Source organism: Streptomyces sp. TRM68367 (genome assembly GCF_014495685.1).
In the GTDB taxonomy this organism is placed as follows: Bacteria; Actinomycetota; Actinomycetes; order Streptomycetales; family Streptomycetaceae; genus Streptomyces.
The window spans coordinates 85289-110205 of the sequence record NZ_JACTVI010000021.1 but is presented as its reverse complement, the minus strand read 5'-3'; the positions used below and the strand labels follow the sequence as shown (position 1 = coordinate 110205).

Sequence of the window (24917 nt, the reverse complement as noted above, 5' to 3'; positions counted from 1 at the left end):
GGACTGCGTTCAGCTCCCACCAGCCTGCTGCGACAGACTGGCGAGGAGGTCTTGCACCTCCTTCGATTCACCGCGCCTCACGGCGCACGAGCGCCTCATGGCGCACTGGAACCCGAAAGTCTTCTTCCAGGTCGCAGAGGCGCCCTGCTTCTCGGAGTGCGCGAGGACGAGCACTCCGTCCAGGTCCACGAGCACCTGCCCATCGGCATCCGGGGCCGCCTCACCGGCCCGCGTCCAGACGTACTGGCGGACCTGAGCCCGAGCCGTACGGATGGCGGCCAGGGCTTGTTTCCCGCTCGCAGCGAGTGTGTCGATCAGCCGGGAAACCGTGGGGTCGGAGGCCACCGGCCCGAACACGGCCGGTTCGGCCCGCAGCATGCCAACGTCGGCCAGGCAGTCCCCGCCGAGTGCGACCGCGAGCGCCACATCCAGCAGGATCTTGCCCGGATCGTGCACCGCCAGCGGCTCGCGCCAGAGCGCAAGCGCAGCCGATATCGCCTCGTCCAGACCGGTCTTGCGGACCGTCTCCACCATCAGCACGGCCCCGGGCTGAGACCACCCCGCGGCCGTCGCCCTCGACACGGACACGCGGATAGGACCCGATACGCTTGGTCACCTGAGAAGAGCTTCTTTCCTTGCAGCCAACAGGACTCTCGACAAGCCCTATCGTTGCAGGTCAGGAGCACTTCTCGCGTTTGTGATCAAGCTTCGGACAGCCCATCTCGTGAGGCGCGAGGTTAGCCTTGCCAGGTGTCGTCCTTCGCTGTCACTGCTACCTCGCACTCATCGTTCCCATCGGACAGCGAGGGAACTGGTGGAGCAGGGCGAAGGTCTGCTCGACGACGTGGCGGAGCTTGCCCAGGCCCTTGATATTCGGGGCGCCCTTGCGGGAAATGACGGGCAGGATTCGGCGGCGGCGCAGCTCACGGCGCACGGCTTTCGAGTCGTACGCCTTGTCAGCCAGGATGGACTCGGGCGCCGTCGAGGTCGGCCGGGCCGACCGGCGACGGGCGGGATGCCGTCGACCAGGTCGAGGGTCTGGGTGATGTCGTTGACGTTGGCGGCGGTCGTGATGACGTGCAGCGGGGTGCCCCTGCCGTCGCAGATCAGGTGGTCTTTGCTGCCCGTCTTGCGCCGGTCGACCGGCGACGAGCCCGTCCCGGCCCCCCTTTTCGCGCGAACATGGGAGCCATCCACGCACGCGCGGGACCAGTGAGTTCGCCAGCCGCGTTCAGCTCGGCAAGCAGAAGGCGGTGCAGCCGCTCGAAGACCCCGGCCTTCTGCCAGCGGTCCAGGCGCCGCCAGCACGTCTGCCCGGAGCCGAATCCCAGCCCCTGCGGCAGGAGTTGCCAGGCAATGTCCTGGTGCAGGACGTACAAGATACCCTGCAGGCACAACCGATCCGGTACCGGCTTCGGCCCTGGCGACCGCTCCGGCCAAGGCGGCAGCAGCGGTTCGATCCGGGCCCACAAGTCGTCATCCACGATCCACGGCCGAGTCGTCACACGACACGATCGGCCAGATCATCACATCGGTCACGCCCGACCAGGGCACCTCAACAAGATCCTGTTACGAGCTCTTATCAGATGTCCAGGGGATCCAAGCGAGGCTCTTCGTGGTAGGTCTGGGCAACAGTGACTCCAGTGCTCCAGCCCCCTGTGCCGGCAACGACCAGGCGGCCCGTGCTGTCAGCCAGATTCAGACCGCACGGACCGCCGTAGGGTGGGCTCAGTCCGCGATCGGCAGGTAAACCCGGTTCCCCGCCTCAGCGAACTCCTTCGACTTCTGGAGCATCCCCGCCGCGACCTCCTCCTGCGACGCGCCTTCAGCGCCGGCACCACCGAACCGCTCTGTGATGCTTTGGCTAATCTTCATGCTGCAGAACTTCGGTCCGCACATCGAGCAGAAGTGGGCCGTCTTGGCAGGCTCGGCCGGCAGCGTCTCGTCGTGGAACTCCCGTGCCGTGTCCGGGTCGAGGGCGAGGTTGAACTGATCCTCCCACCGGAACTCGAACCGGGCGTCGGACAGCGCGTCGTCCCACTCCTGCGCGCCTGGGTGCCCCTTGGCGATGTCGGCTGCGTGGGCGGCGATCTTGTAGGTGATGACGCCGGTCTTGACGTCGTCACGGTTGGGCAGACCCAAGTGCTCCTTGGGCGTGACGTAGCAGAGCATGGCCGTGCCCCACCAGGCGATCATCGCGGCACCGATGCCGGAGGTGATGTGGTCGTACGCCGGCGCGACGTCCGTCGTCAGCGGGCCGAGCGTATAGAACGGAGCTTCATCGCAGATCTCCTGCTGAAGGTCGATGTTCTCCTTGATCTTGTGCATCGGGACGTGTCCCGGGCCCTCGATCATGGTCTGTACGTTGAAACGCTTCGCGATCCGGTTGAGTTCCCCGAGCGTCCTCAACTCCGCGAACTGCGCCTCGTCGTTGGCGTCCGCGATCGAGCCCGGCCTGAGGCCGTCGCCGAGGGAGTACGTGACGTCGTAGGCGGCGAGGATCTCGCAGAGTTCCTCGAAGTTCTCGTACAGGAACGACTCCTTGTGGTGCGCGAGGCACCACGCGGCCATGATCGAGCCGCCGCGCGAGACGATGCCGGTCTTGCGGTTGGCGGTGAGCGGCACGTAGGCCAGGCGCACGCCCGCGTGGACTGTCATGTAGTCCACGCCCTGCTCGGCCTGTTCGATGACCGTGTCCTTGTAGATCTCCCAGGTCAGTTCCTCGGCCCGGCCGTCGACCTTCTCCAGTGCCTGGTAGAGCGGCACGGTGCCGATGGGGACGGGGGAGTTGCGCAGCACCCACTCGCGGGTGGTGTGGATGTTCCGGCCGGTGGACAGGTCCATGACGGTGTCGGCGCCCCAGCGGGTCGCCCAGGTCATCTTCTCAACTTCCTCCTCGATGGAGGACGTCACGGCCGAGTTGCCGATGTTGGCGTTGACCTTGACCAGGAACCGCTTGCCGATGATCATCGGCTCGATCTCCGGGTGGTTGACGTTGGCGGGCAGTACGGCCCGGCCCGCCGCGATCTCCTCCCGTACGACCTCCGGTGCGACGTTCTCCCGGATGGCCACGTACTCCATCTCGGGCGTGATCTCGCCCCGGCGCGCGTACGCGAGCTGCGTGACCGCCTTGCCGTCGCGGCCGCGGCGTGGCTGGCGCGGCCGTCCGGGGAAGACTGCGTCCAGGTTGCGCAGGCCGCCGCGCGGCGAGGTGTGCTTGACCCCGTCGTCCTCTGGACGGACGGGCCTGCCCGCGTACTCCTCGGTGTCGCCGCGGGCGATGATCCAGTTCTCCCGCAGCGGCGACAGGCCCCTGCGGACATCGGTGTCGACGAGCGGATCGGTGTACGGGCCCGAGGTGTCGTACAGCGTGACCGACTGCCCGTTGGTGAGGTGCACCTGGCGGACCGGCACGCGCAGATCGGGGCGTGAACCCTCGACATACGCCTTGTGCCAGCCGATGGACTTCCCGGCCTCCCCGTCGCCCTCACTGTTGCTGGAGATCTGCGTGGAGGCAGGCGTGCGTGCGTCCTTGTTGGTCATGAGACCTACTCCCTACGCCGGCATTACCCGGTAACAGGTTCGGCGGTCGACGCAGCGGCTTCCGTCCGCCGACGTTTCGTGTGAAACATCACTCGACTTTCGGTGACGTTTCATGTGAAACATCGCTAGGACAGAGGTCAGCGCCCTCTCAGCCCGGTGCTCCGAGCTCCCGCGTGTACAAAAGGTGCCTCCACGCTAGCGGCAATCCGGGCGCGGTGAACAGAGGGCCCCGCTCGTTCTTGCGATGATCGGTCGGTGACCACGACGCAGCACCCCCCGTACCCACTGCCCGAACCACGCCGCGGATCCGGCCCCGGACAGGGCGCCGGAAACGGTGACGGCCGCAGAGACGGCGGTCACGATCGTCGCGATGACCGTGGCGTCGGCCGTGGTGAAGACTTCGCGGACATGCGGGGCAGCGGGCTCGACGACGGACGTGGCTCCGGCGGCGGAATCGGGCAGGGCCCTGGTCCCGGAGGGGACGGTCACGGGCCCGGTGGCGGTTACGGGCCGGGCTCCGGGATCCGGCCCGGGCATACCGGTGAGGGGCACGGCCCCGGACCGGGCCCCGACGCTCACGGAAACGGGCCCGGTTCCGGTCCTGGTGGCCCCGGGCACGGCTCGGGCTTCGGTTCGGGTGGGCATGGCCCGGGTTCCGGTCCCGGCGGGCATGGCCGGGGTCCCGGTCCCAGCGGGCATGGTCCGGGACCGAGGCCGGGTCCGGGTTCCGGCGGGCACGAGTCCGGAGCAGGTGGCGACGGTCACGACCATGGTCCGGGTGGCGGTCACGGACCCGACTCCAGCGGCGGCCACGGGCCCGACTTCGGCAGCGGTCCCGGCCCCGGCAGCGGTGGCGGGCACGGGCATGTCCACACGCACAGCCACGGCCCGGCGGCCCCCGTCTCCCAGCACCTGCGCAAGCTCATCGCGGCGATCCTCATCCCGTTCGGCGCGGCGGTGCTGGTGGGTCTCACGGTGCTGTGGCCGGGCGGCGCCCCGCCGCATGAGCGCACCGGCGTCGGCTTCGACCGCCAGACGCAGGACGCCACGGTCACCAAGGTGGTCGAGCTGAGCTGCAAGGACGTCAACGCCTCCAGCGTCCCCCCGACCGGCGACACCTCCACCGCCGAGGGTTCCACCGCGGCGCAGCAGGCCAACGGCACCTGCAAGCGGGCGACGGTCCGGGTCGACAGCGGCAAGGACAAGGGCCGTACGTTCACCGAGATCGTCCAGCCGGACCAGTCCCGGCAGTTGCGTGAGGGCCAGGAGGTCGTGGTCGCCTACGAGCCCTCCGCGCCGAGGGACCTGCAGTACTCGGTCACGGACGTCAACCGGCGCTTCCCCATGGCGCTGCTGGCCGGCATCTTCGCACTCGCCGTCGTGGTCGTCGGACGGATGCGGGGCGTCATGGCGCTGCTGGCGCTGGCGATCAGCTTCCTGGTGCTGAACTTCTTCATCCTGCCCGCGATTCTGCAGGGCTCGAACCCGCTGGTCGTGGCGGTGGTCGGGGCGAGCGCCATCATGCTCATCGCCCTCTATCTCAGCCATGGCCTGTCGGCCAGAACATCCGTGGCGGTGCTCGGCACCCTGGTCTCGCTGCTGCTGACCGGCGTGGTCGGACTGCTGTTCATCGGCTGGGCCGCGCTCACCGGCAACACCGACGACAACACCGGGCTGATCCATGGGCTGTATCCGGGGATCGACATGAGCGGTCTGCTGCTCGCCGGCGTCATCATCGGTTCGCTCGGTGTCCTCGACGACGTGACGGTCACGCAGACGTCGGCGGTCTGGGAGCTGCACGAGGCCAACCCGTCGATGGGCTGGCGCGGGCTGTACCGGGCGGGCCTGCGCATCGGCCGCGACCACATCGCGTCCGTCGTCAACACGCTCGTCCTCGCCTACGCGGGTGCCGCCCTGCCGTTGCTGCTGCTCTTCTCGATCGCGCAGAGCGGCGTGGGGACCGTGGCCAACAGCGAGATCGTCGCGGAGGAGATCGTGCGCACGCTGGTCGGCTCGATCGGCCTGGTCGCCTCGGTGCCGGTCACGACGGGCCTCGCGGCCCTTGTCGTCTCGGCCGACCGTTCGTCCCCGGACAGGGCACCGGCGATGTCGGCCCCGGACACCCGTCCGGCCCCGTCGCCGGTACGCGGCGGGCGGGGGCGGCGCCGCAAGCGCTGACGCCCGGCATCGCGGTGACGGCGCCCGAACACCAGCATCGCACCGCGGGAACGGGGCCCGTAGCGGGTCCGTGCGCCGCACGTTCCATGCGCAGGCACCCCCGGGGACACAGGGCACAGAACCGTTCCTGCAACGCCCGACAGCGCCGCTGAAGCGTTACGCCAGCCCCCGCCCGGCGGCGTTGCCGTAACGCTCAGCCCGCGCTCTGTTCCTCCGCCAGGATGCGGTCCAGCGCCTCGTCGAGGTGGGCGTCGAAGTCGCCCAGCGAACCCTCCTGGCCCAGCGGCACCAGCTTGTCAGTGCGGTCGAGGAAGGCCACGAGCGGCGCCGACGAGGAGCGGAACAGCGCCTGGTCGGCGCCCACCTGAAGCCGGATCAGGACCTCACCCAGCACGTCGGCCTCGACCGGCGAGACCCGCACGTCGCCGTCCCCACACGGCCGCCCCACCCCGTCGATCAGCAGCTCCCGGCCGAAGGTCCAGGTCACCGGGGCATCGCCGGGCAGATGAAAGGTCAGCCGGACGGCATAGGGATCACAGGGCTCGTAACGCAGCTCCACCGGGATGCGGAAGGAGAGCTCCTCGGACACGAGAAAACTCATCATGACCTCTGCCTGTACGGACTCGCGCATCGCCTACCCCGTCACTTGCGGTCGACTGGCAGGGAACGGATCCCGGCGCCCTCGCCGGGAACGAACCCCCTGACACTGCAGGCATCTTGCTGAACGTACACACCAGATCACAAGGAGTGAGTTTTCAGATACTGATAGAGAGGGCGAGCGACCCCAGAAGCCGTCCCACCTCGGTCTGCAGCTGATACGCCGCGGGGAGCAGCCGATCGGCCTGATGGAAGGGCAGGGAGATGGCCATCGTCGCGGCCGTGGTGCCGACCGTGATCGGGATCGCCGCGCAGACGGTGCCCAGGGCGTACTCCTGTCGCTCGATCACCGGTTCCATCCGGCGCATCCGGTCCAGGCGCCGTAGCAGACTGTGATTGTCACGCACCGTGTACGGCGTGATGCGCTGCACGGGGTAGCGGTCGAGGTGGTCGCGGCGGGCCTCCTCGTCGAGCTGCGACAGCAGGCACTGCCCGATGGCGTGCGCGTGCCCGGTCTCGCGGAAGTCGGCCCACTCCTCGACCGCCGGGATGCCCGGGGTGTCGGAGACGCACATGACGTCGACCTCGCCTTCGCGGTACACCGCGTAGTACACCGGCACGCCGATCGCGTCGCGCCAGTGCGCGAGCGCGTCGACGACCACGCTGCGACGTTTCTGCTGTGCTCCGCTGCTGCTCAGCCGCTCGGTCGCCGCGCCGAGGAAGAACAGCCCTTTGTCGCGGCTCAGATAGCCCTCGTGCACGAGGGTGCGCAGCAGGTGGTACGTCGTGGGCAGCGCCAGCCCGGTCTCGCGGGCCAATTGCTTGGCGGGGGCCCCGTATTCGTGCTGTGCGACGGACTCAAGGAGGCGCATCGCGCGCTGTACCGACCCGATGAAGGTTCCGGAGGCAGGCGCCTCCGGCGGCGGGGCGGGTGAGGGCGCCGGAGCCGGGGCCGACCGCTGGGCCGGTGGCGTCGTACGCCGTTGCCGGTGTGTCGCCGCGGGCTGCGGCTGCATGGGGAGGCCGGGCCGTTCGGGGGGCCAGGTGTGGTGGTCCTGGGTGGGGACGTCGGATGCGTCTGGCTCTGCCGGTGCGGTGTCAGCCGTGGCCAAGGGTCACTCCCGAAGCGCGAAGGGGCAGCCCGTGCTGGAGCACGGGTGGGGGTGTACGCCGCTCGCGGGGGATCGTCCCCGCGTCGAGTTCCGGACTCTAACCGTCCGCCACCGCACGCGGACGGCCCGGCCGGAAAACTTCCCTCCCCCGAGGGAACCGCTGGTTCCTTTTACCGGTCAGAGCCCAGGACGCTCACCAGTCGCCGCGCGACGACGAGCTCGACATGAACTTCCGTACGACGTAGATCAGTCCGCCGACCAGGGCGACGAAGACCAGCGCCTTGAAGAGCAGGCCGATGACGAAGCCGACCACGCTGGCTATCAGCCCGCCGAACACGACCAGGGCGATGACCGGCACCGCGATCCACTTCACCCACCACGGCAGTCCCGTGAAGATCTCTCGCATCGCTCTCGCCCTTACCTTTCTCGCCCCGCCTGAGTGCCGGGTCCTGTCGGTCTCTGGATGTCCTGCACTCGATGCTAGAGCCGCGAGGTGTCCCGGCGGGGCCCTCGCATCCCTTGTCCTCCCCTGACCTGTCCCCTAGGGAATCCGGAGGTCACGGCTCAGCTCTCGGGCGGAGAGAACACCACCAGGACCCTCAGGTCCTCGCTGATGTGGTGGAACTTGTGGGCAACTCCGGCCGGCACGTACACCACGCTGCCGCGCGCCACCTCCGTCGTCTCCATGCCCACGGTGATCGCCGCACGCCCGCTGACGACGAAGTACACCTCGTCCTGGCTGTGCGGCTTCTGCGGGTCGGGCTCACCCGCGTTGAGGGCGTACAGGCCGACCGACATGTTCCGCTCCCGCAGGAACTGAAGGTACGCCCCCTCGTTGGCGGCGCGTTCCGCCTCCAGTTCGTCCAGTCGGAATGCCTTCATCGCCTCGTCCGCCCTTACCCCTCTGCTGCTGTGCGTTCGCATCTGCCACGATCAGACACATGATGAATTTCGTAGTCAAGACGATCGCCAACGCGGGCGCCCTGGCGGTCGCCGTATGGCTGCTCGACAAGATCACCCTGACGGGTGACAGCACGGGCAAGAAGACCGGCACGCTGATCCTCGTCGCACTGATCTTCGGCCTGGTGAACTTCCTGGTCAAGCCCGTCGTGAAGCTGCTGAGCCTCCCACTGCTCATCCTGACGCTCGGCCTGTTCACGCTGGTGGTGAACGCGCTGATGCTGCTGCTCACCTCGTGGCTGGCCGACAAGCTCGACCTCAGCTTCCACGTGGAGGGCTTCTGGACGGCCGTCCTGGGCGGCCTGATCATCTCCGTCGTGTCCTGGGCGCTGAACGTCGTCCTGCCCGACGGCAAGGACTGAGCGGCGATGACCTATCGCGTCTGCTTCGTCTGCACCGGCAACATCTGCCGCTCCCCGATGGCCGAATCCGTCTTCCGCGCGCGTGTGGCGGAGGCCGGGCTCGACGGCCTGGTCGAGGTCGACAGCGCCGGCACGGACGGCTGGCACGAGGGCGACGGCGCCGACCCGCGCACGGTGGCCGTCCTGGAGGAGAACGGCTACGACAGCACCCATACGGCCCGGCAGTTCCGGTCGTCCTGGTTCTCCCGCCTCGACCTCGTCATCGCCCTCGACTCCGGCCACCTCAGGACGCTGCGCCGGCTCGCGCCGACGGAACAGGACGCGGCGAAGGTGCGGCTGCTGCGGTCGTACGCCCGCCCGTCGCCCGGCCACCACCCCTCAAGGAGCGCTTCGCACGCCCCTTCTGCATGGGATGAGGGTGACCTCGACGTTCCGGACCCGTACTACGGGGACGTGGACGGCTTCGAGGCGTGCCTGGAGATGGTGGAGGCGGCGAGCGCCGGTCTGCTCGCCGCGGTGTGCGAGGACGTGGAGGGGCTAGCGGCATGAACGACTCCCCTGAGGGTGGCGTCAATCGCGCGGCCACGGGCACCGGCGAGGGCACCCGCGCGGTACGGGCCGGGCTGCCCGAGCCGGTCAAGCACGAACCGGCCCTGCCCGGGCCGGCCTTCGCCGCCCACTACCACCTGCCGGGCGATCCCACCGGCCCGTACAACTACGGCCGGGACAACAACCCGACCTGGACCCTCCTGGAACGCGCCATCGGCGAGCTGGAGGCGCCCGGGCAGGACGCTGCCGAGACGCTGGTGTTCGCCTCGGGCATGGCCGCGATCTCGTCGGTGCTGTTCTCGCAGGTGCGCGCCGGTGACACCGTCGTCCTGCCCAGCGACGGCTACCAGGTCCTCCCTTTGGTGCGCGCGCAGCTGGAGGCGTACGGCGTCGAGGTGCGCACCGCGCCGACCGGCGGCGACGCCCAGCTCGACGTCCTCGACGGCGCGCAGCTGCTGTGGATCGAGACGCCCTCGAATCCGGGCCTCGACGTGTGCGACGTACGGCGGCTCGCGGAGGCGGCACACGCGCGTGGCGCCCTCGTCGCCCTCGACAACACGCTCGCCACGCCCCTCGGGCAGCGTCCGCTGGAGCTGGGCGCCGACTTCTCGGTGGCCAGCGGCACCAAGCAGCTCACCGGGCACGGCGACATCCTCCTGGGATACGTCACCGGCCGTAGCGCCGAGGCCATGGCCGCCGTACGCCACTGGCGCAAGATCGTCGGTGCGATCCCCGGGCCCATGGAGGCCTGGCTCGCGCACCGCTCGATCGCCACGCTCCAGCTGCGCGTCGACCGGCAGAACGCCACGGCCCTGGCGGTCGCCGAGGCACTGCGGGGGCGGCCGGAGGTGACTGGGCTGCGTCATCCCGGGCTCCCCGACGACCCCGCGCACAAGGTGGCCGCGCAGCAGATGCGGCGCTATGGGTCCGTGGTGTCGTTCTCGCTGCCCACGCGCGCGCGTGCGGACCGTTTTCTCGACGCGCTGCGGCTCGTGGACGACGCGACGAGTTTCGGCGGGGTGCGCTCCACGGCCGAGCGGCGCGGACGCTGGGGCGGCGACGCGGTGCCGGAGGGTTTCATCCGGCTCTCGGTCGGTGCCGAGGATCCCGAGGACCTGGTGGCGGACGTACTGCGTGCCCTGGACGCCTCGGCGGACTGACCGCGGTCACCATGCGCCTGGCCGTGTCCGGCCGCGTACGACGGGCGGTCCGAGCCTCCCCCCTCGTGGCTCGGACCGCCCCGGTTCTGCGCGCGAAGAACCGTGCGAACAAGGCTAGTTGACTCTCTGTAAGTGTCCAATCACCGTAACGACAGAGACCTATCGACTTATTTATAGTTGGGCGCGGCCGGGGGGCCGGGAGAAGGGCCGCGTGAGGGGAGGGTGTGCCGTGGATCTGGCGTTGCTGCGCACCTTCGTCACCGTGCACCGGGCCGGCTCATTCACCCGTGCCGCCGCGCTGCTGGGCCTGTCCCAGCCGGCGGTGACCTCGCAGATCCGCACACTGGAGCGGCAGCTGGGCCGGCCGCTGTTCCTCAGGCAGGCGCGCGGGGTGACGCCGACGACCATCGGTGACGAGCTGGCCCACAAGGCCGCGCCGCATCTCGATGCCCTGGTGGAGATCGCCGAGACCGGGCTCGACGACGAGTCCTCCTTACGGACGCTGCATCTGGCGGGGCCGCCCGAGTTCACCGCCGAGCGGGCTCTGCCCGCCCTCACGGAGCTGACCGGCGAGGACGGCCAGGGCTTCGCGCTGCGCGCCTCCTTCGGGAACGCCGAGGAGACCTTGGAAGGGCTGGCCGCCGGGCATCATGATCTGGCCATCAGTACGGCCCGGCCGCGCGGCGCCCTGCTCACCGCGACTGCGCTGTGCGACGAGGAACACGTCCTGGTCGCCGCCCCGCGCTGGGCCGAGCAGGTCGACCCCGAGAAGCTCAGCGGCAACGGAGCGCCCGCCCTGGACCACGTCCCGGTGGTCGAGGTGCACGAGTCACTGCCCTTCGTCTCCCGCTACTGGGCCTCCGTCTTCGACTCCCGCCCGGCCCTGCCGGGTACCGTCGTCGTCCCCGACCTGCGCGCGGTGCTCGCCTGCGCGGTCGCGGGCGCCGGTCTCGCGGTGCTGCCCCGCTATCTGTGCGCGACCGCCCTGAAACGGGGTGACGTCGTCGCCCTGCACGAGCCGGCGGTGCCGCCGCTGCGGACGTACTTCCTGGTGGTCCGCACCGGCACACTGGCGATGCCGCACATCGCGCGGACCCACGAGTGGCTCCAGCGCGCCGCCGCCGACTGGTACTGAGGAGGCAGGCCGAATGGCACTGAGAAGGCGTGACGCACCGGCCCCGACCGGTGACGTTTCGCGATGTTTCACGTGGAACCAGCCGGGCCACATTTCATCCATGACCGTCCGACCCGTGGTCAAGCGCACCGCCCGCGCCGTTCTGCTGGACGGCGACAACCTGATCCTGATCAAGCGCTCCAAGCCCGGTGTGGATCCCTACTGGGTCACACCCGGGGGCGGGGTCGAGCCGGAGGATCCGACCGTCGTCGACGCCCTGCACCGCGAGGTGTACGAGGAGCTCGGCGCCAAGATCACCGCGGTGGTGCCCTGCTTCGTGGACACCGTCGAGCACATCGGCGAGGACGGCGGCGCGACCGGTGTGAAGGTGCAGCACTTCTTCGTCTGCCGGCTGGAGTCCATGGACCCGTCCCTGCGGCACGGGCCGGAGGTGGACGAGCCGGCCGGTGAGTACGAGATCGTGCGCGTGCCGTTCACCCGGGTCGGGATCGCCTCGGTCCATCTCGTCCCGCTGTCGCTGCGGCACTATCTGGATGGCAACATCGAGGGCGTACGCGCCATGCACGCGCCCGACCTGGGCTGACGTCCGCCGTCGGGTCAGCTCACGGCGGTGACGAGCTCCTCCACCGAGTCGTGGCGGATGCGCTCCGACGGGATGCCCGCGTTCCTCAGGGCGTCCACACCACTGCGGATCATGCCGGGCGGGCCCGAGAGGTAGGCGTCGTACTCGTTCCAGGGGCCGTAGGCGCGGATGGCGTCGGGGAGCTGGCGGTGCGCCTGTTCGTCGACGATGGCGCGGACCGACAGCCAGTGGTGGGCCTGCTGAAGCCGGAGCATCGTGTCGATGTCGTACAGGTCGTTGTCGGTGCGGGCGCCGTAGAACACCTCGACCGGTCGCCGGTGGCCGTGCTCGGCGACGTCCTCGATGAGTGCCTTGATCGGGGCGATGCCGGTGCCGCCGCCCAGACACAGCAGTCCGCTGTCGCTCCGGTGGTCCACGGTCATCGAGCCGGCGGGCGGGCCGAGCCGGATGATGTCGCCGGGGCGGGCGCGGTGTACCAGGGCGTTGGAGACCCAGCCGGCCGGGACGGCCTTCACGTGGAACGACAGCAGTCCGTCGGAGCGGGGCGCCGTGGCGAAGGAGTAGTGCCGCCAGACCCGCGGCCACCAGGGCGTCTCCATGCTCGCGTACTGACCGGCGAGGAAGGGGTAGGGCTGGTCGGGGCGGACAGTGAGGACCGCGATGTCGCGGGTTCTCAGGTCGTGCGTGACGATCTCGGCGTGCCACCAGGCGGGGGCGCGCAGTTCGTCCGTGGCCGCCGCGTCGATCATCACCTGGGAGATCTTCGTGTAGGCCCGGACCCAGGCGGCCTCCATCTCGGCGTTCCAGATGGCGGAGGCGTGCTTGCTGAGTGCTTCGATGAGGCATTCGCCCACGGCCGGGTAGTGCTCGGCACGGGTGCCGTACTTGCGGTGCCCGCGGCCCAGGTTCTCCAGGTACTCGACGAGGATCTGGGTGTTGTCGATCTGGTCGGCCGCCGTGAGCAAAGCCTTGAGCAGCCGGTCCCGCTGGGTGTCCATCGCGGCCGGGAACAGCGACCGCAGCTCGGGGTGGCGTACGAAGAGCAAGGCGTAGAAGTACGAGGTGACCTTGTCGGCGACCGGGGTGATCTCGGCCATGGTCCGGCGGATGAGGATGGCGTCGGGGGATGCCGTTGCGGGCGGAGCGGACCCCTGGGTGGGGACGCGCTGGTCGGACACTGCCGGGTCGGGTGCTCGCCGGTCGGCGACGGCCGGGGCGGCGGGTACGGAGGCGGGCGGGGCAGGTGGCGTGGCAACCCGGGCGGTCGCCGGGGAGGTCGTAGCGGAGGCGGCCGGTGAGGCGGCGGGGGCCGGGGAAGGTGCGAGGGGCGTCGAGGCCGGGGCGGGCGTCGGTATGGAGGGCTGTTCGGTGTCGTCCGTCGCGGGGTCGGGGTCGGGGTCGGGGTCGGCCGAGGGGCGGCCGACCGGGCGTATCGCGGCGGGGCGTCGCCCCTCGGACGCGCCGGACTCGCCACCCGGTGCCGGCGCCGGCTGCTTGCGCGGCGTGAACCAGCCGCCCCCGCCGCCTGAAGTGCCGTTGTCGGCCGACGTGGTGGTCGGAGCGTCCATGGTGTGCCTCGCCTCGAACATCTTTCGGTCGGTCTGCGCACTTCCTCAGTGGAAGGTGCCTGCGTTCCCCCGCGGACGGAATCCGTGCGTCCGGTGTCGCGGCCAGTGCGGCCACATTCAACCCGCATTCCGGCTCCGTACGGACAAGTAAGGCGAGAGTGTGACATTGGCCGCAGTATCTCGCCGAGCATCCCACCCCATAAGGACGCCTCGGCCGCATAACCGGAAACGCGGGTCTTCGATCTCTCCGTCCCGTTAGGCTGCATTGCCCTGCTCGCGGCCCGCGCGGGATGTGTGCATCTCATCGGGGACACGAACCGGAGTCGACCATACCGGCCAGCCCAGCGCACACAAGTCCCCCATCCCCCGGCACGAATGAGAGCGAGAGGCGAACCATCAATTCCGGCGATTACCGGACACGCCGTACCAATTCATAGGCTTCCCACAGATCCTTCCCCGCGTAGGAGTGCGTCGCAAGGCCGGACAGGTGACGATCCGCATTGACCGCGACGGAGACCGGCACCGCGCCGAACAGGTGCAGGTCCGACAGCGAGTCGCCGTAGGCAACGCAGTCGGCACGCGTCACCCCGAACTCGGCGCACAGCCGGTCGGCGATCCGCACCTTGGCCTCCGCGCTGAGAACTCCCGCCGGATCCACGGGCTGGGAGAACGGCAGGGACGGGAAGCGGGACCCGTGGGCCGCGTGCGCGCCCCAGCCGAGGAGCCGTTCCACAAAGAAGGACGGGGACAGTGACACGACCGCGCAGTAGTCGCCCTGCCGTCTCAGCTCCGTCCAGACATCGCGGATCCGCTCCAGCCAGGGAGCGGTGTCGAAGGCCGCGGTCACATGGGCCTCGGTGAGATCCGCCCAGAGCGTGTGCACTCGCGTCGCGTACTCCGGCGGGCCGATCTTCCCCGCCGAGATCGCCTGGTCGAGCGCCACCGTCTCGGCCTCCAGCCCGAGTTGCCGGGATATCTCCACGGGCGCGGAACTGCCGTACAGCAAGGTGCCATCGAGGTCGAAGAGGTGAAGTCTCGTCATGGGCCCCGAGGTTAACGGGCGTACCGTCCGCTTCCGACGAGAGGAGAGAGCCCTCACCGGTTCTCCTGTGTTTCACGTGAAACGTCCGACGTGGGTCCCTGGCCTGGGTGGGTCCATGAGGTGGGTCCGTGTCCTGGGAGTTGGCCATGACATGGCCAAAAGCTCGCATGCTTCCCCGGAAACAGGTGGACGCCGGCAGCGCCCGTCGGACAGCCTGACCTGCGTGCCGACTCCTTCCCTTGACGCTCTGCCCATCCGCCGTCTGACGCTCCGCGATCTCACGGCCTGCGCCGACTTGTCCGAGGACCGGGGGTGGCCACGGGAAGAGCACAAGTGGAGCTTTCTGCTGACGGCCGGAACGGGGTACGGCATCGACGCCCCCGACGGCGGCCTCCTCAGCGCCTGCGCCGTCACCATGTACGGCCGTCAGGAGCGTCCCGACCTCGGTGCGATCGGCATGGTGCTGGTGGCCGAACGGTATGCGCGCAGGGGCGTCGGCCGCCGGCTCATGCGCCATGTGGTCTCGGTGACGGGAACCACGCCCCTGACTCTGCACGCCACGCCGAACGGGCGGCCCTTGTACGAGGAACTGGGCTTCAAGGTCACCGGCCGGGCGCAGATGCTGCGCGGGCACTTCGCACCCGCCGGACCGGGGGCGGAGACGATGACGGGCGCGGAGACCACGTCGGGGGCGCGGGCGGCGGCCGGTGTCACCACACGTGCCGCGACCGCCGAGGACCTCGCCGGGATCCTCCGGCTCGACGAGGAAGTCTTCGGCGCCGACCGCACGCACATCATCACGCGGCTGCCCGCCTTCGCCGACCAGCTGCGCGTCGCGGAGGAGGACGGGCGGATCACGGGATACGCGGCCGCCTGGCCCAACATGGACACCCACGTCGTGGGCCCGCTCATCGCCCACGACACGGCGACGGCGACGGCGCTGATCGCCTCGCTCGCCGCCCACACCGACCGCCCGCTGCGCACGGACATCGACGTACGGCACGAAGAGCTGTTGGCCTGGGCGCAGCAGCGCGGTCTGGAGCCCGTCGCCTTCAACGCGGTCATGACGTACGGGATCACGGAACTGCCCGGGGACTGGCGCCGCCGTTTCGCCCCGGTGACGGTGGCGGCCGGCTGACGGGCTCCGATACGGCTACGCCGGTTCCCGGGTTGTCGGGAACCGGCGTCGGCGCTGTCGTCCTTGAGTCCTGCCGAGCCCTGCGGCTGATGCACTCCGGGCGCCCCGGTGCGCTGCGTTGGCTCACTGGTGGACGGCGGTCCGCCGCTCGGCCGGCACGGCGCCGTGGACGAGCGTGCTGTGGGCCGTGTCGCGGCGCTCCAGGGCGGCCGAGAGGAGGGCCAGCGCCAGGGCGGCCGCGACGAGGGCGGCGCCGACCCAGTTGGGGGCGGTGTAGCCGAAGCCCGCCGCGATGACGAGTCCGCCGAGCCAGGCGGACAGGGCGTTGCCGAGGTTGAAGGCGCCGATGTTCACGGCCGAGGCCAGGGTCGGGGCGCCGTGCGCATGGTCGAGGACGCGCTTCTGCAGCGGCGGGACGCTGGCGAAGCCCAGGGCGCCGATCAGCACGATGGTCACCGCGGCGGCGATCTTGTCGTGCGCGGTGAGCGTGAACAGCGCGAGCACGACGGCCAGGGCGCCGAGGGAGACGTACAGCAGGGGCATCAGGGCGCGGTCGGCGTACCGGCCTCCGATCAGGTTGCCGCCGACCATGCCGAGGCCGAAGAGGACCAGCAGCCAGGTGACGGAGCCGTCGGCGTATCCGGCGACGTGGGTCATCATCGGCGCGATGTAGGTGATGGCCGCGAAGACGCCGCCGAAACCGAGGACGGTCATCGCCATGGCGAGCAGGACCTGAGCGTTCTTGAAGGCTGCCAGCTCGTGGCGCAAGCGCACGCCCTCCGGCTTGGGCATGTCGGGGACGAGCCGGGCGACGCCGGCCAGTCCGATGACGCCGAGGGCGGCGACGATGCCGAAGGTGACGCGCCAGCCGACGGACTGACCGACGAGTGTGCCGAGCGGGACACCGACGACGTTGGCGACGGTGAGCCCGGTGAACATCATCGAGATGGCTCCGGCCTTCTTGTCCGGGGCGACCAGGTCGGCGGCGACGACCGAGCCGATGCCGAAGAAGGCACCGTGGGCGAGCGAGGCGACCACGCGGCCGATGAGCATGACGGCGAAGGCGGGAGCGAGGGCGGAGAGCAGGTTGCCGGCGATGAACAGGCCCATCAGCAGCATCAGCATCCGCTTGCGGGAGACCTTGGTGCCGAGCACGGTCATCAGCGGGGCGCCGAACATGACGCCGAGCGCATAGCCGGTCACCAGGTAGCCGGCGGTGGGGATGGAGAGCCCGTAGTCGTCCGCGACCTGAGGCAGCAGGCCCATGATCACGAATTCGGTCGTGCCGATCCCGAAGGCCCCGATCGCCAGGGCCAGCAGCGCGAGAGGCATGGGAGAGACACCTTCCCAGACGATTGCAGGAGCGCTTAACTCCGATCACATTAATTGCAGGCGCTGACTACATGCAAGCGCGGGCAATTGCGATGCTGCTCTATCCTGGAGAGAGCCGCTCCGGGACGGAGGAAACGCCAATGACAGCGACGGACCCCGCACTCACCGCCCTCGCCCAGGGCTGGTGCGCCCTCTCCCTGCTGCACGGGAGGATCGAGGCGCACATCGAGCGCGCCCTGCAGGCCCGGCACGATCTGAGCGTGCGCGAGTACTCCCTGCTCGATGTGCTCAGCCGGCAGCACGACGGCGACGGTGGCCACCTGCAGATGAAGCAGGTCGCGGACGCAGTCGTCCTCAGCCAGAGCGCCACCACCCGACTGGTGACCCGCCTCGAGGACCGCGGACTCCTGGAGCGCTACCTCTGCCCCACCGACCGCCGCGGCATCTACACCAACGTCACCGACGCGGGCCTGAAGCTGCTGGAGGAGGCGCGGCCGACCAACGACGCCGCCCTGCGCAAGGCCCTCGACGAAGCGGCCAGGAACCCCGAGCTCGCCCCCCTCGTCCGGGTCGTGGAGACACTGAAGGTGCCCGCACAGGAACCGAAGATGCCCGCATAGGGTTCGGGCATGGCAGACCTCACGATGCGTGCCGCCACCGCGGACGACGTTCCCGCGATCGTCGCCCTGCTCGCGGACGACCCGCTGGGCGCCCAGCGCGAGTCACCGGATGACCTGGCCCCGTACCTGGCGGCCTTGGAGCGCCTCAGCGACGACCCGAACCAGCATCTCGTCGTGGCTGTACGCGAGGGCCGTGTTGTCGGCACGCTCCAGTTGACGATCATTCCGGGCCTCTCCCGGCGCGGCGCCACCCGCTCGATCATCGAAGGCGTACGTATCCACGCCGACGAGCGCGGCAACGGCCTGGGCAGGCAGCTCATCGAGTGGGCGATCCTCGAATCCCGGAGTCAGGGCTGCCAGTTGGTCCAGCTGACCTCGGATGCCACCCGCACCGACGCCCACCGCTTCTACGAGCGACTCGGCTTCACCGCCTCACACGTGGGCTTCAAGCTCCAGCTGTGACCAGCCTGCTGTGACAGCCCTTCAGACAAGGGAAGCGTCCTGTTTCACGTGAAACAGGACGCTCACCGGTCGCCACGGCCTCTAGCCGATCCCGCGCCACCCCTCCGGATCCACCCCGCCGGGCACAGGAGCTCCCTCCTCGTACGGCTGACGCGTGAACACGAACGACCCGAGGTCCAGGTGGCTCACGGACCCGTCGGGTCGCCGTACGGCCTCCAGCAGCTCTCCGGCGTAGTAGCCCTCCAGGCCCGTCCAGGTGCCATCACCGTTCGGCTCGAAGCGGGAACGCCTGCCGTTGCCGGACAGCGGTTCCAGGGAGACCAGCCCGTCGGACGCCACACGCAGCGCGAAGCCGTGTGTCCCCCAGTACCACTGCCCGGCCAGCTCCAGCACGGACGGCTCGACGTCACGCAGCGGACACCACGGCTCGGGGATCCGCGGCTCCGCCTCGGCGACGGTACGCACGAGGTCGGCGGCCACCGAGAAGAGCGTTGGCCCGGAGGTGCAGTTGGCCAGCACGACCGCGGCCACGTCGTCCGCCTCACTGATGAGGAGGCTCGCCAGGAAGCCCGGCAGCGAGCCGGAGTGCCCCACGAGCAGCCGCCCGCTGCGGTGCAGGACCTGCATGCCGAGTCCGTACGTCAGGCCGTCGGCCAGATCAGCCGTCTCCGCCGGGGCGGCGGGCGTTCGCATCTCCCGCAGGGTCCACGCGCTCAGCACACTGTCGTCGCCCTGGATCAGGAACACGGCGAAGCGTGCCAGGTCACCTGTCGTGGACCACAGTTGGCCGGCCGGTGCCATCCGGCCGAGGTCCTCCGCGGGCTCGGGCAGCATCACATCCGCCCAGGGGTGCACCGCCCAGCCGCCCGCGTGCGGCGCCTGCGGTCGTACGCTCGTCCGGTTCAGCCCCAGGGGTTCGAGCACTTCGCGCCGAAGCACCTCCTCCCAAGTGGCCCCGCGCAGCTTCTCGACGAGCGCGCCCAGCAGCGTGTAGCCCGGATTCGAGTAGTGGTGGCGTCGGCCGACCGGATGCAGAACGGGCCGCTCACCCAGCACGTCGGCGAGCTCGGGCCGCAGGGACCCGGGCGTCCGCTCCCACCAGGGCCCGGGCGACTCGGCCGCCAACCCGCCCGTGTGCGCGAGCAGTTCGGCGATGGTCGCCTCCCCCGCCCCCGTGCGCGGCAGATGCTTCTCAAGCGGATCTCCGAGATCGAGCAGGCCCTCGTCGCGCAGCCGGAGCACGAGCACGGCCGTGAAGGTCTTGGTGATCGAGCCGATGCGGTACTGCACCTTCTCGTCCGGCCCGTGCCCGTCCACCGAGGTCCGCGCACCCGTCCACACCGACGCTCCGCCCCGCACGACGGTCGCGACCAGCGAGGGCGCCCGTCCCTCGGCCTGGGCGACGGCGATCCGGTGCAGCAGCGCGCGCCGTGTGCCGGGCAGCAGTTCTTCCTGAGGTGTCGTCATGCGCCCAGTCCATCTGCACCGGCACCCGCGGTCGAGCGCATTTCGCCCGGGGCGGCCGAACGCGTGCTGCCACGTAGGCCCTCAGTGGGCTGGCTTGCCTTCCTCCGCGTAGCGGGCCAGCCCTTCCGCCATGCCCTGCATGAACTTCTGGAGGTAGCGCGGCATGACCCAGCGCAGCAGCCAGCTCGTCTCGTACTCGCCGGACCAGTGGACTCTGGTCTGCGGATGCTGGACATGGCGTTCTGTCTGTCAGCCGCCAGGCGAGTGTTGGTCGGGGCGGGCGCGTTCCAGTTGAGGACGGCATCCTCGGTCACCGCGCACAGCCCGATTCAACAGGGACTCGACGGTGACGAACTGGCGTGGATCAGCGGCCGGTCGAGCCGTCGATCAGTTCGCGGAGGATGTCCGCGTGGCCCGCGTGACGGCCGGTCTCCTCGATCATGTGGGTGAGTGCCCAGCGGACGCTGGGAGCGGGGCGGTTTGGCTGCGGTCGAGGGACCGGTGCCCCGAGGTCGTTGCACCGGTCGAGCACTTTGTTCGCACTTCCGGGGCGAAGTCGGTGGTGCCCCCCTGTACGGGCGAAACGTCCGCCACGGTCGGGCCTCATGCAGCAGTCCGAGCGGCACCGACCCGGCTACTGCGCGTCGCATTCGCGGTTCTTCTGGGGGCTGCGGCTGTACCTGGTGTGCGTCCCGGCCGGGATGCCCATCCTGTGGGCCCTGGCCGACCCGAAGCTCGGCGAGCGGGAGGTGCTGGCCGCGATGCTGGAGGTCGACGCCGACGTCGTGCGCGAACGTCCCGGCCTCCTCCTGATCACCGACAAGGGTTTCGCGTCCAAGCCGTTCGAGCGGTCACTGTCCGCACAGGGCATCACGCTGCTGCGGCCGTCCCGCAAGAAGGAGGTAATGCCGCGGCGAGCCGATGCTCAAGAAGGTCCGCCAGCTCATCGAGTCGGTCAACGACACCCTGAAAGGCCAACTCGACCTGGAACAACACGGCGGACGGACCATCGAGGGTGTCGCCGTGCGCGTCGCCCAGCGCGTCCTGGCACTCGTCGCCGCGATTTGGCACAACTTCCAGACCGGCCAGGCGGTGAGCCGCTCACTGACCGCCTTCGATCACTAACCGTATTCGGACAGACTCGTCTAGTTGTCGTAATCCGTCGAACCGGCCGGACGGCTCACCCGTCCCGTGCGCCTGATCCGGCGCACTGCGCCACAGCGCCCTGCAGGTCTGGGGCGGTTCTTCGTCTTGGCCCATGGGGACAGAAAGAGGACACGTTCGCGGCCCCTCAGTCGAGACAGAACTCGTTGCCCTCGATGTCCTGCATCACGATGCACGACTCGTTGTCGCCATCGGCAGGCAGTAGTCGCACGCGAACCGCGCCGAGCGCGACCAGTCGTGCGCATTCGGCCTCGAGTGTGGCGAGGCGCTCTTCACCCACGAGCCCGGTACCGACCCGCACGTCAAGATGAAGCCGATTCTTGACGACCTTGCCTTCGGGAACGCGCTGGAAGAACAGTCGCGGGCCCACACCTGAGGGATCAATGCAGGCGAACGCTGAATCCTGTTGCGCAGGCGGCAGTGAGCGATCGAAATCGTCCCAAGTAGCAAACCCCTCCGGCGGCGGCGGTACGACGTACCCCAACACCTCGCACCAGAAACGAGCGAGGCGTTCAGGTTCTGCGCAGTCGAAGGTAACTTGGAACTGCCTGATCGACGCCATCAGTCCACCTTAGTGGCGCGCATGGACGGTCAGGTCTGGGCCATGTCCACGAACCGCGAGTAGTGCCCCTGGAAGGCGACCGTGATCGTCGCCGTCGGACCGTTACGGTGCTTCGCCACGATCAGGTCCGCCTCGCCCGCGCGCGGCGACTCCTTCTCGTAGGCGTCCTCGCGATGCAGCAGGATGACCATGTCGGCATCCTGCTCGATGGACCCCGACTCACGCAGGTCCGAGACCATCGGCTTCTTGTCCGTGCGCTGCTCGGGACCACGGTTCAGCTGGGAGAGCGCGATGACCGGGACCTCCAGCTCCTTCGCCAGCAACTTGAGGTTCCGGGACATGTCCGAGACCTCCTGCTGACGGCTCTCTGCCCGCTTGGAGCCGCCGGACTGCATCAGCTGGAGGTAGTCGATGACGACCAGCTTGAGGTCGTTGCGCTGCTTGAGCCGCCGGCACTTGGCACGGATCTCCATCATCGACAGGTTCGGGGAGTCGTCGATGTAAAGCGGGGCCGCCGAGACGTCCGGCATCCGCCGCGCCAGACGCGTCCAGTCCTCGTCGGTCATCGTCCCGGACCGCATGTGGTGCAGGGCCACCCGCGCCTCGGCGGACAGCAGGCGCATCGCGATCTCGTTGCGCCCCATCTCCAGCGAGAAGATAACGCTGGGCAGGTTGTTCTTGATCGATGCCGCCCGCGCGAAGTCCAGCGCGAGCGTGGACTTGCCCATCGCGGGTCGCGCGGCGATGACGATCATCTGTCCGGGGTGCAGGCCGTTGGTGAGCGAGTCGAAGTCCGTGAACCCCGTGGGCACGCCGGTCATCTCACCGCTGCGCGAGCCGATCGCCTCGATCTCGTCGAGCGCGCCCTCCATGATGTCGCCGAGCGGCAGATAGTCCTCGCTGGTGCGTTGCTCGGTGACCGCGTAGATCTCCGCCTGGGCGCGGTTGACGATCTCGTCGACGTCGTCGTCGGCCGCATACCCCATCTGCGTGATGCGTGTCCCCGCCTCGACCAGGCGGCGCAGGACGGCGCGCTCATGGACGATCTCCGCGTAGTACGCGGCGTTGGCCGCCGTCGGGACCGTCTGGACGAGGGTGTGCAGATACGCCGCGCCGCCCACCTTGTTGATCTCGCCGCGCTTGGTCAGCTCGGCGGCGATCGTGATGGGGTCGGCCGGCTCGCCCTTGGCGTAGACGTCGAGGACGGCCTGGTAGATCGTCTCGTGGGCCGGCTTGTAGAAGTCGTGGCCCTTGAGGATCTCGACGACGTCCGCGATGGCGTCCTTGGACAGGAGCATGCCGCCGAGGACCGACTGCTCGGCCTCCAGGTCCTGGGGCGGTACACGTTCGAACGACGGGCCCGCGCCGTCCCACACTCCGTCGTCCTGGCCGCGGTCGTGCTGCTCGTCGCGACCCCGGGGCCCGTCGCCGCGGCGGCGGGAGGCGGGCAGACGATCACTGGGACCGCTGTCGGCCCACGGGTCGTCCAAGGGCTCGGAAATGCTCACCGAGCCACCTCCTCCCGTCCGCCGAGCGGACCTAGCCGTGCCCCTCTTTTCTACGGCACGGCACTGACAAATTGAGAGGCCCAACTCCGGTTGTGACGCGCCGGTTTTATGGCGGTTTGAAAACCGGCGGACGGAGTGGGCGCCGGACAACCGTAGGCCCGTCGGCACCGTCAGCCAATCTGGTTATCCACAGGCCATGTGGACGACGGCTCAGATGCTGTGGAGAACTCCGCGAAACCTGTGCACGGCCCGGTGGACAGCCTGTGAACAAGCTTCTCCACCCTTCCGGAAAAGCGGGCTTGACCTGCTGCATTGCCATCCACCGGCTGTGCAGAACAAAAACTTCCCCAGTCGGCTCAAGATCGTTCCGAACCGTACACGGCAGGCGGCGCCACGCAAGGGTGAGTAAGGGTCATAATTGCTTTGCACTTATTACCTGTGGACGATTAGATTGGTGCACATGACACAGGCCCCTGCGCGCCCCCGGTCCGTCCGGCGCCGGCACGACCGGGAGATCGTCGCCCTGGCCGTCCCGGCCTTCGGCGCACTCGTCGCCGAGCCCCTCTTCGTGCTGGCCGACAGCGCGATCGTCGGCCATCTCGGGACCGCACAACTCGCTGGACTCGGCGTCGCCTCCGCCCTCCTGACGACAGCCGTCAGCGTCTTCGTCTTCCTCGCCTACGCCACCACCGCGGCCGTCGCCCGACGCGTCGGTGCCGACGATCTCCCGGCCGCCATCCGCCAGGGCATGGACGGTATCTGGCTGGCCCTGCTGCTCGGCGCCGCCGTCATCGCCGCGGTCCTGCCCACGGCACCGGCCCTGGTGGAACTCTTGGGCGCCTCGGACACGGCCGCCCCGTACGCGACCACCTATCTCAGGATCTCCTCGCTCGGCATACCGGCCATGCTCGTCGTGCTTGCCGCGACCGGCGTCCTGCGCGGACTGCAGGACACGAAGACACCGCTGTACGTCGCCGTCGCGGGCTTCGTCGCCAACGCCGCCCTCAACGCCGTCCTCGTCTACGGCGCCGATCTCGGCATCGCGGGCTCGGCCTGGGGCACCGTCATCGCACAGTGCGGCATGGCCGCGGCGTATCTCGTGGTGGTCGTCCGCGGCGCGCGTCGGCACGGGGCCTCGCTGCGGCCCGACGCCGCCGGGATCAGGGCCTTCGCACAGGCCGGGGCACCCTTGCTGGTCCGCACCCTCTCGCTGCGGGCCATCCTGATGATCGCCACGGCCGTCGCGGCCCGCCTCGGTGATGCCGACATCGCGGCGCACCAGATCATCCTGTCCCTGTGGAGCCTGCTCGCCTTCGCCCTCGACGCCATCGCCATCGCGGGGCAAGCCATCATTGGGCGCTACCTCGGGGCGGGGGACGTCCAGGGAGCCCGCGACGCCTGCCGCCGCATGGTCCAGTGGGGAATCGCGGTGGGCGTCGTCCTCGGTCTGCTGGTGCTGGTCAGCCGGCCGGCGTTCCTGCCCCTGTTCACCAGTGACGCCACGGTCAAGGACACGGCACTGCCCGCTCTGGTGATCGTGGCCGCGGCGCAGCCGATCTCCGGCGTCGTCTTCGTACTGGACGGTGTCCTGATGGGCGCGGGTGACGGACCGTACCTGGCATGGGCGATGCTGGTCACGCTGGCGATCTTCACTCCGGTGGCCCTGCTCGTGCCCACATTGGGTGGCGGGCTCACCGCGCTCTGGGCGGCCATGACGCTGATGATGACCGTGCGCATGCTGACCCTGTGGCTGCGCACCCGCTCGGGCCGCTGGCTGGTGACCGGCGCGACACGCTGACCGTTTCACGTGAAACCCCGCGTTTCACGTGAAACGTGCGTGCATGAACGAGGGGACCCCGCCGGCCGGGACGCTGT

Annotated in this window: 24 protein-coding genes, 2 pseudogenes and 1 riboswitch; of the genes and pseudogenes, 11 read left to right on the top strand and 15 right to left on the bottom strand. The window is 69.5% G+C overall.

The window, feature by feature from the left end; all coding sequences use genetic code 11:
• Positions 1-108 precede the first annotated feature (108 nt).
• From H8R17_RS16755 to thiC, 4 genes and pseudogenes are all read right to left on the bottom strand, one after another.
• Positions 109-616 (bottom strand): annotated as a pseudogene (locus H8R17_RS16755) (transposase); the annotation flags it as partial.
• A 167-nt stretch (positions 617-783) separates the two neighbouring features.
• On the bottom strand, positions 784-1197 hold the full coding sequence (locus tag H8R17_RS48680; RefSeq protein WP_187823990.1) for a transposase: 414 nt from the start codon (positions 1195-1197) through the stop codon (positions 784-786).
• Entirely contained in the window at positions 1107-1484 is a 378-nt protein-coding gene (locus H8R17_RS49230) for a transposase (RefSeq protein ID WP_187823989.1), read from the bottom strand. The genes H8R17_RS48680 and H8R17_RS49230 overlap by 91 nt, the downstream gene beginning before the upstream one ends.
• A 244-nt stretch (positions 1485-1728) precedes the next feature.
• Positions 1729-3543 carry a phosphomethylpyrimidine synthase ThiC gene (thiC, locus tag H8R17_RS16740; RefSeq protein ID WP_223125121.1) on the bottom strand — a complete coding sequence of 605 codons (1815 nt, stop codon included), beginning with the start codon at positions 3541-3543 and terminating at the stop codon, positions 1729-1731.
• Positions 3536-3726, bottom strand: a riboswitch (TPP riboswitch). It overlaps the preceding gene by 8 nt.
• A gap of 72 nt (positions 3727-3798) precedes the next feature.
• On the opposite strand from thiC, the gene H8R17_RS16735 reads away from it, so the two are divergent.
• Entirely contained in the window at positions 3799-5721 is a 1923-nt protein-coding gene (locus H8R17_RS16735; protein WP_399476819.1) for a YibE/F family protein, read from the top strand.
• A 193-nt stretch (positions 5722-5914) separates the two neighbouring features.
• Here the strand turns inward: H8R17_RS16735 and H8R17_RS16730 are convergent, their stop codons facing one another.
• From H8R17_RS16730 to H8R17_RS16715, 4 genes are all read right to left on the bottom strand, one after another.
• Positions 5915-6352 (bottom strand): SsgA family sporulation/cell division regulator, encoded by a 438-nt coding sequence (locus H8R17_RS16730; RefSeq protein WP_187823988.1) that lies wholly within the window; start codon positions 6350-6352, stop codon positions 5915-5917.
• A 124-nt stretch (positions 6353-6476) separates the two neighbouring features.
• A complete protein-coding gene (locus H8R17_RS16725) occupies positions 6477-7334 on the bottom strand; it encodes an IclR family transcriptional regulator C-terminal domain-containing protein (RefSeq protein ID WP_187823998.1) in 858 nt (285 codons plus the stop codon).
• Positions 7335-7623: 289 nt separating this feature from the next.
• Positions 7624-7836, bottom strand: a complete 213-nt coding sequence (locus tag H8R17_RS16720) for a DUF5326 family protein (protein WP_187823987.1) — start codon at positions 7834-7836, stop codon at positions 7624-7626.
• A 158-nt stretch (positions 7837-7994) separates the two neighbouring features.
• Positions 7995-8312, bottom strand: coding sequence for a cupin domain-containing protein (locus H8R17_RS16715; protein WP_187823986.1), 318 nt, complete (start codon positions 8310-8312; stop codon positions 7995-7997).
• Positions 8313-8371: 59 nt separating this feature from the next.
• Here H8R17_RS16715 and H8R17_RS16710 point away from each other — a divergent pair, with 59 nt between their 5' ends.
• The 5 genes from H8R17_RS16710 (at position 8372) to H8R17_RS16690 (ending at position 12179) form a co-directional block, all read left to right on the top strand.
• Positions 8372-8752, top strand: coding sequence for a phage holin family protein (locus H8R17_RS16710; protein WP_187823985.1), 381 nt, complete (start codon positions 8372-8374; stop codon positions 8750-8752).
• Between the two features lie 6 nt (positions 8753-8758).
• Positions 8759-9301, top strand: coding sequence for a low molecular weight protein-tyrosine-phosphatase (locus tag H8R17_RS16705; protein ID WP_187823984.1), 543 nt, complete (start codon positions 8759-8761; stop codon positions 9299-9301).
• Entirely contained in the window at positions 9298-10461 is a 1164-nt protein-coding gene (locus tag H8R17_RS16700) for a cystathionine gamma-lyase (protein ID WP_187823983.1), read from the top strand. The genes H8R17_RS16705 and H8R17_RS16700 overlap by 4 nt, the downstream gene beginning before the upstream one ends.
• A 229-nt stretch (positions 10462-10690) precedes the next feature.
• Positions 10691-11596 carry a LysR family transcriptional regulator gene (locus H8R17_RS16695; RefSeq protein ID WP_187823982.1) on the top strand — a complete coding sequence of 302 codons (906 nt, stop codon included), beginning with the start codon at positions 10691-10693 and terminating at the stop codon, positions 11594-11596.
• A gap of 100 nt (positions 11597-11696) precedes the next feature.
• Positions 11697-12179: an NUDIX domain-containing protein gene (locus H8R17_RS16690; protein ID WP_187823981.1), complete on the top strand. Its 483-nt coding sequence runs from the start codon at positions 11697-11699 to the stop codon at positions 12177-12179.
• Between the two features lie 14 nt (positions 12180-12193).
• Here the strand turns inward: H8R17_RS16690 and H8R17_RS16685 are convergent, their stop codons facing one another.
• Positions 12194-13747 (bottom strand): globin domain-containing protein, encoded by a 1554-nt coding sequence (locus H8R17_RS16685; protein ID WP_262505289.1) that lies wholly within the window; start codon positions 13745-13747, stop codon positions 12194-12196.
• Between the two features lie 409 nt (positions 13748-14156).
• The gene (locus tag H8R17_RS16680) at positions 14157-14789 is read right to left on the bottom strand and encodes an HAD family phosphatase (protein ID WP_187823979.1); all 633 of its coding nucleotides are present in this window, start codon (positions 14787-14789) and stop codon (positions 14157-14159) included.
• Positions 14790-15012: 223 nt separating this feature from the next.
• Between H8R17_RS16680 and H8R17_RS16675 the strand changes: the two genes are divergently transcribed.
• On the top strand, positions 15013-15927 hold the full coding sequence (locus H8R17_RS16675) for a GNAT family N-acetyltransferase (RefSeq protein WP_187823978.1): 915 nt from the start codon (positions 15013-15015) through the stop codon (positions 15925-15927).
• Positions 15928-16050: 123 nt separating this feature from the next.
• Here the strand turns inward: H8R17_RS16675 and H8R17_RS16670 are convergent, their stop codons facing one another.
• Complete coding sequence (locus H8R17_RS16670) at positions 16051-17259, bottom strand: MFS transporter (RefSeq protein ID WP_187823977.1); 1209 nt, start codon at positions 17257-17259, stop codon at positions 16051-16053.
• Between the two features lie 140 nt (positions 17260-17399).
• Here H8R17_RS16670 and H8R17_RS16665 point away from each other — a divergent pair, with 140 nt between their 5' ends.
• Both H8R17_RS16665 and H8R17_RS16660 read left to right on the top strand, forming a co-directional pair.
• Positions 17400-17879 carry a MarR family winged helix-turn-helix transcriptional regulator gene (locus H8R17_RS16665; protein ID WP_187823976.1) on the top strand — a complete coding sequence of 160 codons (480 nt, stop codon included), beginning with the start codon at positions 17400-17402 and terminating at the stop codon, positions 17877-17879.
• Between the two features lie 9 nt (positions 17880-17888).
• Positions 17889-18341, top strand: a complete 453-nt coding sequence (locus tag H8R17_RS16660) for a GNAT family N-acetyltransferase (protein WP_187823975.1) — start codon at positions 17889-17891, stop codon at positions 18339-18341.
• A gap of 81 nt (positions 18342-18422) precedes the next feature.
• Here H8R17_RS16660 and H8R17_RS16655 read toward each other — a convergent pair whose 3' ends face one another.
• Both H8R17_RS16655 and H8R17_RS16650 read right to left on the bottom strand, forming a co-directional pair.
• Positions 18423-19808, bottom strand: coding sequence for a serine hydrolase (locus H8R17_RS16655; protein ID WP_187823974.1), 1386 nt, complete (start codon positions 19806-19808; stop codon positions 18423-18425).
• Between the two features lie 364 nt (positions 19809-20172).
• Positions 20173-20349, bottom strand: a pseudogene (locus H8R17_RS16650) (DUF664 domain-containing protein); the annotation flags it as partial.
• A 380-nt stretch (positions 20350-20729) separates the two neighbouring features.
• Between H8R17_RS16650 and H8R17_RS45705 the strand changes: the two are divergent.
• Positions 20730-20933 (top strand): hypothetical protein, encoded by a 204-nt coding sequence (locus H8R17_RS45705; protein ID WP_223125118.1) that lies wholly within the window; start codon positions 20730-20732, stop codon positions 20931-20933.
• Positions 20934-21099: 166 nt separating this feature from the next.
• Here the strand turns inward: H8R17_RS45705 and H8R17_RS16640 are convergent, their stop codons facing one another.
• Positions 21100-21534 (bottom strand): VOC family protein, encoded by a 435-nt coding sequence (locus tag H8R17_RS16640; protein ID WP_187823973.1) that lies wholly within the window; start codon positions 21532-21534, stop codon positions 21100-21102.
• Positions 21535-21563: 29 nt separating this feature from the next.
• Positions 21564-23042, bottom strand: a complete 1479-nt coding sequence (dnaB, locus tag H8R17_RS16635) for a replicative DNA helicase (RefSeq protein WP_187823972.1) — start codon at positions 23040-23042, stop codon at positions 21564-21566.
• Positions 23043-23502: 460 nt separating this feature from the next.
• On the opposite strand from dnaB, the gene H8R17_RS16630 reads away from it, so the two are divergent.
• Entirely contained in the window at positions 23503-24840 is a 1338-nt protein-coding gene (locus H8R17_RS16630) for an MATE family efflux transporter (RefSeq protein ID WP_187823971.1), read from the top strand.
• Positions 24841-24917: the final 77 nt, after the last annotated feature.